Origin of the sequence: [Clostridium] ammoniilyticum, assembly GCF_025566905.1 — a bacterium.
In the GTDB taxonomy this organism is placed as follows: domain Bacteria; phylum Bacillota_I; class Bacilli_A; order Erysipelotrichales; family Coprobacillaceae; genus Faecalibacillus; species Faecalibacillus intestinalis.
Map to the genome: position 1 here is coordinate 68,331 of NZ_JAOQJR010000007.1, position 15,629 is coordinate 83,959.

A 15,629-nucleotide genomic window follows, 5' to 3' on the forward strand; every position below is an offset into this window, starting at 1 on the left:
CTATTTTTCCTCTAAAGGTGCCATCCTTGTTTTCATATAATGATCAAGCCATTCTTGACTTGCAACTTCATGAATACATTTTCCATCTTTATTTTTTGTAAGATAAACAATTGGTTCTTGATTTTCCGTTGCCACCGCAAATGAAAATCCTTCAATATTAGTTGCAACTCCCCATTCTCCTTTATTATTCATTGCAATTAACGATAGATCCCCTGCATGACCTCTTCTTTCTTTTAAACGATGATCAAGTTGATTAACTGCTTTTTCACAAGCTGCTTGAGGGTGCATACCTTCTGCCATTAAGCGAACGATTTCATAAGAAATACATCCTTTCATTAGATCTTCTCCCAATCCAGTTGCTGAAGCTCCACCTACACTTGAATCAACATAAAATCCTGAACCCGCTATTGGTGAATCTCCAACACGTCCTTTTTTCTTCATAAATAAACCACTTGTTGAAGTTGCTGATGTCATTTTCCCTTGTTGGTCAAGACATACCATACCAACTGTATCATGTCCTGCATAAGGTTTTATTTCTTGTTCACGGACTTCTTTCACTCTATTTCTATAATGAATTTTAGCGCGGTCTGTAAGCATATTTTTACGTTCAAAGCCTTCTTTATGAGCAAATTTTTCAGCCCCTTCTCCAACTAAAATATTATTTACTTTTTCTTTAGATAAGCGTCTAGCAATTGATACCGGATTTGCAAAATCTTTAATAGCCGCAACTGCTCCAATACTTAATGTATTTCCATCCATATAAGCTGCATCTAACTCTACTTCCATTTCTTCATTAGGAAGTCCTCCATAACCAACTGATTTATAATAAGGAAAATCTTCAACTGCTTTTATTGCTGTTTCTATTGCATCTCCTGCATCTCCTTTTTCTTGTAAAATATGGCTTGCTTCACTAATTCCTTCAACAGCCATACGCCATGTTGCTATTATTCCCCACATTTTCTTTCCTCCTAGTAGAAAGGATGCTAAACAGCATCCTAAAAACAAAATTTTTCTTTAAATTCTTCAATTTCTTTTTCTTGGTAAAGAGCCTTTGCAAGAACACACATTCCCTCTAAAGACTCATTTAAACCTATACCACCCTTTTTAGGTGTTTTAATAATACATAATTTATCTTTATATTCGTTAATCGTTTCTTGATTATCATCTGACATGGCCGCAATTGCTTTAGAAGATGTATTTTGATTAATATCGTAAGCAATTCTTGCTGCCATTTTTCCATAATTCAAATAATTAAAACAAGGACCACACATTACAACATCAGGTTTTAATTTATTCACCATTGCGCATAATTTTCGACTTACTTCGTCAGGATTTTTTAGATACGTCCCGTCTCCACAATAAAGACATGCCACGACTTTTCCATCTACTTTCTTTAAAAATGGTTCCATCATAACTGCCGGACCAACAGCTTCCTTTTTTGCTCCTAAAGGAATATCATGATCGTCTTTAATACCAGCACCTGATTGAATTTGGTCATAAATCATGATTATTTTCATAAATTTTCATCTCCTACAAATCATCAAATGAAAGATCATCTAATGAAATATCATCCTCTTCTTCTTCATCATTTTGCATATTATTTTCTTCTTCAAGATATTGTTTATCCATTATTTTAATAAATGGCATATAGATAAAGATTCCTAAAATTAATAACAACACTTGTAAAAGAGCTCCTGCCCAATTTGTTGCAAGGAAACCAGAAATAACAATTGGTGTTGTCCAAGGAATATTAATTCCAGAACAAATTGGTACTAAATTCATAGCCATTGCAAAATATGAAATAACAATATTCACTGTTGGAACTAATACAAAAGGTATTAATAATGTTGGATTCAATACAATTGGTAATCCAAAAACAATTGGTTCATTAATTCCAAAAATACCAGGAACAAAAGAGAGTTTACCTAAATTTGTAATACGTTTTGATTTACAGAATAAAAGCATCGCAATAACTAATGATAAAGTAGATCCTGCTCCACCAAAAGTAGCAAATAAATCTTGGAATTGTTGGCAAATAATATGATGTTCACCAGCAATATTTCCTGCTGATAATGTTTGTAAAATTGGATTGAATACGGCACCAACAACCGAACCACCATTTACTCCAAAGAACCAAAATAAATGTAAGAAAATATAAGCAACAACCATTGCTCCTAATGTATCTCCTAAATTTAATAATGGTGTTTGTAAAAATTCAAAAATAATTTGGAATACATTTGTACCTAAAAAACCAAATAATAAGTTAATTGTAAAGAATACGATCATTACCATCGCCGCTGGAATTAACGCAGCAAATGATTCTTCAACTGTAGGTGGAACACCTGCTGGCATTTTAATTGTCCAACCTTTACGTTCCACATATGTATAAATATGGACTGATAAAAAAGCACACATAATTCCGACAAAAATACCCTTTGATCCTACCCAACCTAAAGGAATACCACTTAAACTTACATCAACTGCTTTACCTGCCACATCAACACTACCGCTAATTGAATATGGCATAATTAAAAACCATGAAACAACGGCAACGGCTGCACCAAATATCTTATTTGTATTCATTTTTCCAGCAAAGGAATACGCTATACCAATTACAGCAAAGATTGCCATAATATCAAAAGTAGCCCCTGCTGGTTTTGAAATAAAAGATGCTAATGTCTGTCCTGTTGAAGAATTAACCACAGTTGTTTCTAAAAAATTAATCCAACCTTGAATTGGAAAGTTCGCTATCAATAAGAAGATAGAACCTCCAATTAATAATGGAGTTGAAACAAGAAAACCATCACGAATTGACATGAGGTACTTATTTCTCCCAATCGCCTCCGCTAGAGGCATTAGTATTTTTTCAAGTTTTTTCATCATAAGACTTGTCCTCTTTCTATTTTTTATTTGATTTAATCAGTTTAATTGCTGATTTTAACACTTTTTCACCATTCATCATACCGTAATCCGCTTGATCAATGACCGCAATAGGAATACCTGTATTTCCAAATTGTTCAACTGTTTCTTCATACATATATTTCACTTGTGGACCTAGTAAAATACAATCAGGGGTATCTTTTTCTATAATTTCTTCAAGTTTATTGTGTGAAAAAGCTGCCACTTTAATAGGCAAATTGTGTGCATTAGCGACACTTTGCATATTACTCGCTAACATACTTGTTGACATTCCTGCACTACAAAATAAATAAATTTTTTTCATTCTCCTTCTCCCTTCTTATTTTTCTAACGAATAAAGACGTTGGTTCAATTTTATAATTTCAAGAGCCATCATTTTAATTGTTTCAGCAGACATAAGTTGATCTTCTGCATGCATCAATAAAATATTTGGTACAACTTTTTCACCATTTGCTTCTTTTTGTATCAAACCTGCATGTGCTTCATGTCCTTTTACAAATTCCTGATCTCCCTCTTTTATTTTTGCTTTAGCTAAATCAAAATCACCTTTTTCAGCAATTTTCATTGCTTCAATATAAAATGATTTTGCTACACCTACCGCAGAAATAATTTGAAAACTAACTAACTCTAAATTGTCCATTTTTGTTCCTCCAATATCTTTACATCTATTATTATAAATATTTCTTTATCTTTAGGCTGATAGAGACGTTTCCTAGCAATAGGAAATCAAACACTTACAACCTTTGTATTTCCTATATAGTCATGTATTGCACGATGTTCCTTGGTAAAAATAATCATCAACGTACTTATTCCTCCCACAACAAACCCAACATACATCATCATTGAAACAATATTTACGTGTATGCATAAAGAAACAAGTTGATGCCACAATGCACTTGCACTCACAAAAATACCTTCAATTACAATCATTCCTAAACCTTGTCTTAAAACCAATGATTTTAACGATACTTCTTGATTATTATTTTGAATAATTTTAACTTTACATATTCGTTTTCCTACAGTCTGTCCTTTATAAACAAAGAAAGGAATATAAATGTAGTAAAACAAAGCAAAAATTACTCCTATAATCCCCGCAATAAATCCATAAGGTTGTTGAATTTTTAATAAATTTTGTTTTAACATTGTTCCATACAATTTTTGTGAAACCACAGCAATTGGAAAAGCAGCACAAAGTGCTCCTAAATACCAATCAATAAAATAACTAAGCACTCTTCTTGTTAAAGGTGCATTTATATATATATTTCTTTTTGTCATCTTCATTAGCTCCTAAGCGATAATTTCTTTCATAAATTCTTCATAATTATTTACTTCTAATAATTGTTCAAATTTCTTTGAATTAGCGACAATACTTGATAACCAATCAAAAAATATTTTTAATAAATGATTATCTGTTTCTCTAATTCCCAATAAAATAATAAATTTCACATCAAATTCTCCCCATTTCACACTTCTATCTAAAATCAATACAGAAATACATGATTTTTTGGTAGATACTTCTATAGAATGTGGAACAGCAAAACCATACATAAATGAGGTTGCTGAGACTGCTTCTCTTTTAAAAACATCTTCTTTGTATGCTTTTGTAGCTAAATCATTATCTATCAATTCATCACATAAATAATTTAAAATTTCTGTTGTATCATGAAATGTTTGATGAACATGAAATAAATTTTTTTTAATAAGTTTTTTTAACATCTTCACCACATCATTGTGATAAAGCTTATTATCTAATTCATTAAGAAGCTGAAATACTTTACTTTCATCTTCGTTATTTACAAATAAAGTTATTTGAAGAGTTGGTATGTCAAGTTGATGTTTTAAGGGAACTGTTGTTAAAATGAAATCTGGTTGACATTGTTCAACCTGCAATTCTTCAAAAAAATGAAATATCTCAAGAATTTCCATTCTCTCCCCAAATCTATTTTTTAATTTTTCTACACAAGGTATAGATAACATTTGATTGTGAGGAATGATGACTATTCCCCGATGACGATACATACTTTGGCTTCTTTCATAAGCTGCTCCCAAATGTAAAGCAAGAAATGCCAGCTCGTTTTCGTTAATATTGTATCCTGTGCATTCAGTAATAACCTCACCAGAATGTACTGCCATTTCAAAAACCAAAGGGTATTTTCTTTTAATTTCCTTTAAATAAAGGTTTGTAACTTTAACATTATTCACTTGTCTTTCCAATAAAGACTGTAAATGTGTAATTAATCCAAGTTTTAAATCATAATCATTTGAAAGATCTATACCAAAATATTCCTTTATTTTATCTATAATTGTATAAAAAATATATTTCAAATTTTCACTTTCTTTTCTATTTCTATTATAGAATTTTCCACTTTTCCCCAATAAAAGATACGAAAATAAAACCACTTCATCTTCAATAACGGGTATATGTATCACTTGCGAAACTTTTGAAAAAAAATCTTTCGCCACCTTATATTCTAAACTATCCTTCAGTTTTTCATTATAAGTTTTATCTTCAATATAGTTATGATTAATAATTCTTTCTATTGAAACACCTGCATGTATCATAATCATAGGAAAACTCACATCTCTAATATAGTAATCATTCATTTCACAAACTTCTTCTAATATATCTTTAACTTCTAATAAATCAAAATTTTCCCATAAATCAGCAATAGAATTTAAATTCATAAAATTCCCTTTAGTTTCTTCTGTCAGCAAATCTTTGTAAAGTTTTCTTTTATCTGCTTCATCTCCTACTAGATAAATTGTATTTTTATTACGAACAATTTTTAAACTTGAATAACTACTAATCATTCTTCTAATTTTCTTTAAATCATTATCTATCGAATATCCACTAATAAAAACTCGATCTTGCAATTGAATTAAGTTAATTTCACTTTCTTTAAACAATAATTCCTGTATTAACCAAACACATCTTTCATGTGATGTTTGTGGAATAATTTCCTTGGGTTCAATATCTTGTTTTGATAAAAGTGTTTGATCAATATGATAACCTTTCCTTTTATCAGCACTAATTAACAAACAATCGTAAAATTGATTAATATTCTCTATATCATTACGTATCGTACGATCTGTAACATTTAGAATATGCGCCATCTCTTTTCCAGTAATCCATTTTTTATCATTCAATAGATCAATTACATGCATTTGTCGATCATTTAACATATCTTTTTTCCTCCATTTATTATCATTATAACAGTAATTTTTTTTACACAACATTAATTGTGTTTCCTAATTGTTAGGAAATAAAAAAACAAGGTTTCCCTTGTTAATCTTTAAAATAATAACCAACGCCTACTTCTGTGACAATAAAATGAGGATGATTCGTATCTTTTTCTATTTTTCGACGAAGAGTAGCCATAAATACTCTTAATGCATTTTGATTAGAATGATCTTGATAACCCCAAATTTCTTTTTGAATATAATTATGTGTTAATACTTTACCACGATGTTCAATTAAAAGCTTTAAAAGATTAAATTCAATCGGTGTTAAATGAATTTCTTCTTGATCTATTAATACCTTTCTAGAAATAAAATCAACCTCTAAATAATCCTTTTGATATTTCTTTATTTCTTCATCTTCTTTTTTAGATAATCTTTTAGCAACTCTAATTCTAGCTAAAAGCTCTCCCATATAAAATGGTTTTACAACATAATCATTTGCTCCTAAATCAAGTGCTTTGATTTTTTCTTGTTCTTCTAATCGTGCAGAAACAACAATAATAGGTTTTGAAGAAATTTTCCTAATTTCTTGAATTACTTCAAGACCATCAATATCTGGTAAACCTAAATCTAAAATAACGATATCAGGTTGATGACTATAAAAAAGACTTAATGCTTCATGACCCTTTGTTGTCATTAATATACGATATCCTTCTTGTTCAAAAGACATTTGCAAAAAATGAGAAATATATGGATCATCTTCTACAATCATAATTAAATCATTCATTATACATTCAACTCCTTATCACTAGGAATAGTAAAAATAAAACATGCTCCATCTTTTTCATTCTTAGCCCAAATTTTTCCACCATGAGCTTGAACAATTGCTTTACAAATAGCTAACCCTAAACCAATTCCTTTTTGACTATCATTAGAAACATTGGTATCTGTTACAAATTCTTCAAAAATATGATCTAAAATATTTTTAGAAATTTCAGATCCTGTATCTTTAATCATAAACTGTACTTCATCTTCTAATTTCTTTACATGAATCGTAATTTGATCTTTTTCTTTTGTATACTTGATTGCATTATTTAAAATATTAATAAATACTTGAACCATTAATTTACCATCTACATTAATAAATAATAAATCTTGAGGTACATCTACAACCACATTTCTTTTTTCTAATTCAGGTAAATGTTGTATTGCTTCATAAATCAAATCATCTACAACTTCTAAGTTTTTATGTAAAACTAAATTTCCACTTTCTATTTTAGACATGTTTAAAATATTTTCAACGATTTGAGTAAGCCAATGTGCTTGATCATGTATGTCTTTTGCAAGTGAATAAACATCCTCATTTGTAAGATGATCTTGATTCATCATGAGTTGACTTGCTCCAACGATTCCTGTAAGTGGTGTTCTTAAATCATGTGAGATACTTCTTAACATACTGTTAAGCATATGTTCTCTTTCCATCGCTACCTTTATTTTTTCTTGTTCTAAATAAGTAAGTTCTCTTTCTAAAGCATTTCCTAATTGGTTAGCAGCTGCTTTAATGATAATCATTTGATCTTCATTGAGTCCTTGATGACTTAATATTTCAATACTTCCTAAAACTCGATTCATTCCTATAATAGGAATTACATTTTTACTTTCTTCTTTTATTTCCAAGGAAATATTTGTTTTTATTTGAATACTTTCTTCAATATATTGATTTCCTTTTAATAAAATATATTCGATACCTGAAACATTCAATAATCTTTCTGATAAGCTATATAGTTGTTTAGAAATACTTTCATTCTTTTTAGAAATAATAATTTGTTTTTGAAAACGATCCGTTAAACTACAGGCAATAACAGAAGTCATCAAAAAGAAAAGAATAAGCATAAAATCATTAGGATCACTAATATGAAAATCATAGTTAGGATCAATATATAAAAAGTTAAAACATAATACACTAATAATAGATGCTAATAAACCATAAAAATATCCTTTAGTAAATGTAGCAATTAATAAAACTCCTACAATAAATACCATTAAAATATTTTCTTTCCTAATTCCCATTGAATTTAAAGTAAATGAACAAAATAATTCAATCGAAATAATAATACCAAAATAAACTAAATACCTTAATTTTTCTTTCATAAAATCACCAAGATCATCATGACATACATTTTAGAATCATATCAACATCTTTTTTCTTTCCTATAACTAAAAGATGATCTTCTATATTAAAAACATAATCTACCGAAGGTAAAAAATCTGTTTTATTATCTTTTTTGATTCCTATGATATAAATATGAAAAGCTGCTCGAATATTAATTTGTTTAATTGTTTTTCCTAACCATTGACGTAATGCAGGAATTTCATAAATAGAATATTCATTATCCAATTCAACATAATCATACAAATTATCATTACTTACACGCACTGCTAATTTTTCAGCACTGTCACGATTAGGATAAATAACCTCATCCGCCCCATTTTTTAATAAAAATTTAGCGTGTATATCTCTTGTTGCTTGAGAAATAACATACTTGGCTCCTAATTCTTTGAGCAAACTTGTAATTTCCAAACTACTTTGGAAATTTGTTCCAATACAAACAAAACAAATATCAAAATTAGCAACACCAAAACTTTGCAAAACATCTTCATTTGTACAGTCCCCTATTTTAATATTCGAAATCAATTTTGTTAGATCTTCTAAACGAGATTCATCTTTATCTACGATCATCACTTCATTTCCAAGTGAAATCATATTACTTGCTAGATGGTGACCAAAACGTCCCATTCCTATAATTAATACTGTTTTCATAACTCCTCCTACCCAATAGCTATTTTTTCTACTGGATTTTTACAATTTGAAATTTTCTTTTTTCTTGAAAGACTTAAAGCTAAAGTTAAACTTCCTACTCGACCACAATACATTAATAAAACAATCACAATTTTAGAAAGCATTGTCAGTTGTCTTGTAATCCCTGTTGAAATTCCTACTGTTCCAAGTGCTGAAAAGATTTCAAAAAAAACATCTTGCATTGGAAGTTGAGGTTGCATGTCAAAAAGTGCAATTGCACTTATAAAAATAAATATAAAATTTATTAAAAAAACGGAACATGCTTTTTTTATCGTTTTACTATCAAAACGACGATTAAAAGCATTGGCTTCACTTTTATTGGTCATTGTAGCGTATACAAAAATAGTCAAAACTGCAAAAGTCGTGGTCTTAATACCTCCAGCTGTTGACCCAGGACTACCACCAACAAACATTAAAAACATCATTAATAAACTTGTTGAAGGTTTTAAATGAGAAACATCAACTGTATTAAAACCAGCTGTACGACAAGTCACAGATTGAAAAAATGAAGCTAAAATCTTTTCTTCTTGAGACAAGGAAGAAAGTGAATTTTGACATTCAAATAAATAAAATAATACGGCTCCGCCAACAATTAAAATAATTGTCATTATTAAAACGATTTTTGTTTGTAAAAGATATTTTTTAAACTTAAACCCTTTTTCATAAATATCTTGCCAAACAATAAATCCTAGACCTCCTATAATAATCAATGCCATAATTGTTATATTAACAATTATATTAGAAGCATAAGGAGTTAATGAACCATAAGGTTCTATTATTCCAAGTATGTCAAATCCTGCATTACAAAAAGCAGAAATCGCATGAAAGATTCCTAAATAAATACCTTTTAATAAACCAAAATCTTCTATAAAAACAAGACTTAAAATAATTGCGCCAATTCCTTCAAATAAAAAAGTTCCTTTTATAATATGTTTAACAAGTTTGACCCCACCTGCTAATTTTAAAGAATTGACACTTTCTTCAATCAAGCCTCTCTGTCTTAAACTAATTTTTTTCTTAAGATAAGTGGCTAGAAAAACCCCAATCGTAATAAAACCTAAACCACCTATTTGAATTAAAAGTAAAATCACGATTTGTCCAAACAATGTCCAATGTGTTGCCGTATCATAAACAACTAAACCTGTTACACAAGTGGCACTTGTCGCTGTAAAAAGCGCATCTAAAAAATCCGTATGATCACTAGAAACAGGTAACAAAAGTAAAAACGTTCCAACTAAAATAACAATTGCAAATCCTAATGCAATGATTTCAACATTTGTTCTTCTTTTGATCATATAAATGTTTTATTAACCTTTCTATGTCTTCTATTGTTTGTAACAATTCAATATTTTCTTGATATAATTCTTCATACTTTTGTTTTCCAATTAAAGAATAAACTTGGACATCTAACATATCTCTATGAATACGATAATTCATTAATAAGTTATAATAATCATCTTCACAGCATAAAATGACATATTGATAACTTTGTTCAAAGTGATATATTTCTTGTTTTGGTATACATTTGATTGTATCATTTTCATATTTTTTTGCTATTTGATATTGATCATCATAAATGATAAGAATTGTTGGGTATTCTATACTTTCTATAAGCTCATCAAAACAACTCATTTGTTTATATACCATAAACAAAACAATTATCAAAATAATCACTAATATAAAATCTACCATAATACTCCCCTCATTATTTCTATTATAAAATGGGAGGTATTAAGATAGTGTTAAGATACTTTGTATATATATTAATAAAACATAAATAAAAAGGATCAAGATAATTCTTGACCCTACCAATAATCTCGTTGTTGATCTGTAACTTCCAAAGTTTTTGTATTCACTAAATAAAAATCAACAAGACTTTGCGTGCTACTTTTTTTGATATACTTTTCTAAAACAATTTCATAATCTTCATCATTATTTTTATATTTATTAAATACAAGAGATAATGTATATTCATCATTTGTACTTACAACTGCATAAGGATAACCTTTAGCGTCATATTGATAATCAAAACAAGGGTTGTCTAATTTATTTTGTGCTATTAAAAGGTCATACACTTTTTCAAAATAAACTCTTTCTGGATCATTTTCTAAATCAGTAGTATCACTTTCTTGTGCTGTTGTTTCTTGATTTGCTTCCTCTGTTTGATTTTGTGACTCACTTTCATTTGTATCCTCACTACTTGTTTGAGAGTTAGACATTTCAAAAGGGTCTGGAGCAAAGTAAAATTTTAAATCTCTATCATTAGAAAGCTCATAGACTCTGATATCTTTTTGTTTTTCTAAAATATAAATAAAGTAATAATCCTTTTTATATTTAAAATAAAGCATATGATTATTGATTCTATGCAATTTCACTATTTTAGGTGAACTATTTTTTTCAAAATAAGCTTTATCATCTCCAATAGCTAAAGTATAGTGTGTTGAAATATACGTTTCTAAATAAGTTTGATTTTTAATTTTAGAAACGAATTTATCATTTTTAGCTTCATTTTCTAAAGAAATCACTTCTATTTTTTGATTTTCTAAAATATAGAGCACACTTTGATAATTTCCCACTTCTGCCTTATTTGAAACATTCGTTATTTGTCTTTCAAATTTTCCATAACCTTTTTTATAATGACTATAAAGTGTAAGCTTTTGATTTTGTCGTGTATAAGCCATGTCATTATCTAAACGATGAATATCATTACCCATAATAAAAGGTAAGGCAATATAAAGTACAATCAATAATAAACTCACATAAAGACCTATCCCTTTTTTAAACTTCTTCGCTACAAAAAAGATAAGAGCGACTCCTAGTATAGTACTTGTTATTTGAATAATAGGTATAAGAATCGTTGAAAGTGAAATCATTTCAACATGATTTATATAACTATAAATACTCCCTAATACAAGATTACCTAAACTTAATGAGAAAAATACAAAAAGAAGTGCAAAACAGCTAACAAATAATCTCTGTTTTTTTCCATTAATTGGTTTTTTATTCTTCACAAATTGATTTAAATAATCATAAAGATTTTCATCTTTTTCTATCACAATAGAATAATCTATAAAATTCAAAGTTATTGTTTCTTTTGAAAGAACATAATTTTCTAGATCTTTCATTTCAATGAATAGATTGTTATAAAAGAAACGATGATCTTCATCAATATAAACTAGGTCATATCCTAATATTTTTTTCTTTTTTCTGAAATTTAAATTGATAATGGCCATAGCAGCCACAAAAAGAATAATCCATACATAATCGAAACCATATAAAATACTTTCTAAAGCAAAAACTAATAATAAGACATATAAAGATAAAACAACTAATTGTCTATAAAATTGTTGTTTGATTATATTCTGATATTCAAATTCTTTAATATGTAATTCCATAGATATCACCTCTTTTATTTTAAGTTATTGATGTTTATCTAAAAAAGCAATGATTGTTTGATAAACATCTTCATTATAAAAAATACTTCTTCCATGATCTGCATCATGAACTCTACCAAAGATTACATCATAGTGATATTCTTTAAGTTTTTCATATAGTTCTATACTTTGGGTAATAGGTACAACATGATCTTTATCTCCATGAAGAATGAGAAATGGTGGTAAAGACATATTTTCTTTTAAATAGGTCATTGGTGAAGCTTTCATTAAAAGTTCTATATCTAATGATCCTAAAAAATCAGTCACATTTCTTTCTTCATGCCAGTCATATTTACTATACCAATTATTAAATGTCATAAAGTTTGTGACTCCATATAAATCAATGATTCCTTTAAAATTATACCTTTCTTGTAAAGCTACAAGTAAGGCAATATGTCCTCCTGAAGAATCCCCACTTAAAAATACATGTTTAAAATCAATAGGATAATTTTGATAGTTTTCTTTTAAATATTCAATCGCTTTTATAACATCATCTACTTGCGTTGGATATTTATATTCAGGAGCACCATGGTATTCAATAATTGCATACACATAACCTGCTTTGACAATCGGCATAAAATCAAAAATATGATCATTCATATCTTGTTTATACCATCCAGAACCTTGTACATGAATCACTAATGGATATTTTCTTTCTTCATCTAAAATCGTATTTGGAAATAAAAAACGAATCATACAACCTTTTTGATATTCTACATCTTTCATCCGACATCTTAGATTTTCTTTATTTCCTTTTAATTCCAAAGCACCATCTATGTTGACTGTATATCGTGGAAAAGTTTCATAACTATAATCTTTAACTTTCATAACAAACCTATTTTATACTTTCTACAATTTTTTCAACAAGTTCTTTTGAAACAACATCATAATCATTTTCATGAGGCGAAGGTGCATAGGCATATGAAACTTCATGCGTTTTAGTTGTTGGATCATTGATCCAATCTTTACATGAACTATGTACTTGATAGATTCCTGTATCCTCCATCATCTTTCTAGCATTACTTGCATTTATACCACTTCCAGCCAATATTTCAATTTGATTACCATATTTATTTTGTAAATCTTTAATTAATTCTTTTCCATCCATTGCCTTTGGTTTTAAACCACTAGTAAGAATACGATCCACGCCTAAATGAATCAATAATTCAATTGAAGCATAGGGATCAGCTACACAATCAAATGCTCGATGAAAAACAACCTCTCCTTGATACTCTTTAATAATATCGATCATTTCTTTTGTTTGTTTTTCATTAATTGAACCATCTTGATTTAAACATCCAAAAGCAATCCCATCTGCCTTATTTTCAAGCATACAACGTGCATCTTCTTTCATAACTTCAAATTCAATATCGTTATAACAAAATCCTGCACCTCTTGGTCTTATCATTGTAATAATTTTTAAATTTGTATTCTTTTTTGTTAATTTCAAAGAAGCTATTGAAGGCGTTAAACCACCTAAATGAAGAGCACTATTTAACTCAATACGCTTTGCCCTTCCATAATAAGCATTTAAAGCATCTTCATAACTTCCACAACATATTTCAACTAATCGTTCCATAAACTTCTCCTTTAATTTTTCTTCTTTTATTATAGCCCATAAAAAAAGATCATCCTAGATGATCTTCTTAAAATTTTTCAAATAGTCTGTTATCTCATTAAAAGGCAGTGGCTTACTATAATAAAACCCTTGAATAAAGTCGCTTCCCATTTCTAATACTTTATGAAGTTCTTCTTCCGTTTCAATTCCTTCAATACACATATTGACCCCAACACTATGAGCCATGTCGATCATATGCTTTAATAATAAATTTTCATAATCATTACTTAAAGCATTCTTCATAAGTCCACGATCTACTTTAATACAATCTGGTTTTAAATTATATAAATAATGAAAGTTAGAATACCCTGTACCAAAGTCATCTAAAGCTAAAAGAATACTATTTTCTTTTAATTGATTACAAAAATTAACAAAAGAGCGATCTGATTCTATAAAGCCACTTTCTGTAAGTTCAATAACTAATCTATTTCGATCAACATTATATTTTTTCATTATACTTAAAATATCATTTAAAATCGCTGATTTTAAAACTTGCACATATGAAATATTAACATTTACTTTTAATTGAGATTGATATTTTTTTAATGATAAACATGCTTGAATTGCTTTTTCTAAAACCCATTTACCTACAGGAATAATAAGACCACTTTTTTCAAGCAATGGGATAAACTCCATTGGTGATATTCTTCCAAATTCATCGCATTTAAAACGTAGTAATGTTTCTAAATGTGTTACTTCTTTTTTATTTACATCGACTATAGGTTGAAAATACACATCAAATCCTTCGTAATCATGATCAATAGATTGGTGTAAATATCTAATAATCGCTGATTCTCTTTGAAATTTTTGATAATCACAGTTATCAAAAATATCATATGTATTTTTGCCACTTTCTTTTGCATTATTTAAAGAGAATTCTGTCCATTTCATAATTTCAATATAACTAGCTGTTGGATGACTATAAAAATCTAGGATTCCTGCTGAAAAAGTATAATAAATTTCATAGTTTGTAGACTCAATAAAATCAAGTGTTCTTTCTTGAATCTTTTTATAAAGATAAATTGCATCATCAACTGTCCCATTTGAATCAAATATAATAAATTCATCAGAAACAATATGATAAAGTTTTTGATACTCATTTAAAAGATCTTTGATATACTTTCCTGCTCGTTTAAGAATCTCATCTCCAAACTTTAATCCATAATTTTCATTAATATTCTTAAAATTATCAATTCCTAGTCTTAAAACAAAACCCTTTTCAAAATCATCATCAATTGGATAAATAAAATTTTTAAAACTTTCTTCTCCTAACAATCCACTTACATTATCAGCATACTGTTTTTTACCAATTTCATTAATACACCCAATTAAATATTTTACTTGATGATTTTCAATAATTGCCTGTCCTCGACAATTGATCCAAACAGGTAAACTTTCATCATTTAGCCATCTATACTGCATATTGTGATAGGTCTTTTCTCCAGATAAAATCTTATTTAGATCCTCTACAACTAAATCATAATCTTTATAATAAACAAATTTTTTAAATTCTTTAACAGGATTTTTAAAATAAGCATTATCCATTTTAAATCTTACTGCAGCATGAGGTGAAATAAAATATTCATCATTTTCAACATCTAAAATATATAAATAATCA

16 protein-coding genes are annotated in these 15,629 nt (G+C 28.4%); all 16 read right to left on the reverse strand.

All coding sequences use genetic code 11. From position 1 onward, the window contains the following. On the reverse strand, window positions 1-957 hold the full coding sequence (locus OCV55_RS08175; RefSeq protein WP_022001214.1) for a N(4)-(beta-N-acetylglucosaminyl)-L-asparaginase: 957 nt from the start codon (window positions 955-957) through the stop codon (window positions 1-3). 38 nt (window positions 958-995) lie between these two features. Then, the gene (locus OCV55_RS08180; RefSeq protein WP_022001213.1) at window positions 996-1,517 is read right to left on the reverse strand and encodes a GrdB-related putative oxidoreductase; all 522 of its coding nucleotides are present in this window, start codon (window positions 1,515-1,517) and stop codon (window positions 996-998) included. A 13-nt stretch (window positions 1,518-1,530) separates the two neighbouring features. Beyond that, window positions 1,531-2,883, reverse strand: coding sequence for a PTS sugar transporter subunit IIC (locus OCV55_RS08185; protein ID WP_117783191.1), 1,353 nt, complete (start codon window positions 2,881-2,883; stop codon window positions 1,531-1,533). Between the two features lie 16 nt (window positions 2,884-2,899). Further along, a complete protein-coding gene (locus OCV55_RS08190) occupies window positions 2,900-3,223 on the reverse strand; it encodes a PTS sugar transporter subunit IIB (RefSeq protein ID WP_022001211.1) in 324 nt (107 codons plus the stop codon). A 15-nt stretch (window positions 3,224-3,238) separates the two neighbouring features. After that, complete coding sequence (locus OCV55_RS08195) at window positions 3,239-3,559, reverse strand: PTS lactose/cellobiose transporter subunit IIA (protein ID WP_147580319.1); 321 nt, start codon at window positions 3,557-3,559, stop codon at window positions 3,239-3,241. Between the two features lie 86 nt (window positions 3,560-3,645). Continuing rightward, window positions 3,646-4,194 (reverse strand): RDD family protein, encoded by a 549-nt coding sequence (locus tag OCV55_RS08200; protein WP_199588434.1) that lies wholly within the window; start codon window positions 4,192-4,194, stop codon window positions 3,646-3,648. A 12-nt stretch (window positions 4,195-4,206) separates the two neighbouring features. Beyond that, the gene (locus OCV55_RS08205) at window positions 4,207-6,102 is read right to left on the reverse strand and encodes a BglG family transcription antiterminator (RefSeq protein WP_147580320.1); all 1,896 of its coding nucleotides are present in this window, start codon (window positions 6,100-6,102) and stop codon (window positions 4,207-4,209) included. Between the two features lie 103 nt (window positions 6,103-6,205). Next, window positions 6,206-6,886, reverse strand: a complete 681-nt coding sequence (locus OCV55_RS08210; protein WP_147580321.1) for a response regulator transcription factor — start codon at window positions 6,884-6,886, stop codon at window positions 6,206-6,208. Beyond that, window positions 6,886-8,250 (reverse strand): sensor histidine kinase, encoded by a 1,365-nt coding sequence (locus OCV55_RS08215; RefSeq protein ID WP_147580322.1) that lies wholly within the window; start codon window positions 8,248-8,250, stop codon window positions 6,886-6,888. Before OCV55_RS08215 ends, OCV55_RS08210 begins: the two co-directional genes overlap by 1 nt. A gap of 16 nt (window positions 8,251-8,266) precedes the next feature. Next, a complete protein-coding gene (locus OCV55_RS08220; protein WP_032090699.1) occupies window positions 8,267-8,920 on the reverse strand; it encodes a potassium channel family protein in 654 nt (217 codons plus the stop codon). Window positions 8,921-8,928: 8 nt separating this feature from the next. Next, window positions 8,929-10,254: a TrkH family potassium uptake protein gene (locus OCV55_RS08225; RefSeq protein ID WP_147580323.1), complete on the reverse strand. Its 1,326-nt coding sequence runs from the start codon at window positions 10,252-10,254 to the stop codon at window positions 8,929-8,931. After that, a complete protein-coding gene (locus OCV55_RS08230) occupies window positions 10,229-10,651 on the reverse strand; it encodes a hypothetical protein (RefSeq protein WP_117783195.1) in 423 nt (140 codons plus the stop codon). Before OCV55_RS08230 ends, OCV55_RS08225 begins: the two co-directional genes overlap by 26 nt. A 113-nt stretch (window positions 10,652-10,764) precedes the next feature. Next, on the reverse strand, window positions 10,765-12,354 hold the full coding sequence (locus tag OCV55_RS08235; protein WP_147580324.1) for a YIP1 family protein: 1,590 nt from the start codon (window positions 12,352-12,354) through the stop codon (window positions 10,765-10,767). A gap of 24 nt (window positions 12,355-12,378) precedes the next feature. After that, a complete protein-coding gene (locus OCV55_RS08240; protein WP_147580325.1) occupies window positions 12,379-13,221 on the reverse strand; it encodes an alpha/beta hydrolase in 843 nt (280 codons plus the stop codon). Between the two features lie 7 nt (window positions 13,222-13,228). Next, on the reverse strand, window positions 13,229-13,972 hold the full coding sequence (locus OCV55_RS08245; RefSeq protein ID WP_032090703.1) for a copper homeostasis protein CutC: 744 nt from the start codon (window positions 13,970-13,972) through the stop codon (window positions 13,229-13,231). Between the two features lie 54 nt (window positions 13,973-14,026). Next, the coding region (locus OCV55_RS08250; RefSeq protein ID WP_267309870.1) for an EAL domain-containing protein at window positions 14,027-15,629 on the reverse strand (1,603 nt) is incomplete at its 5' end.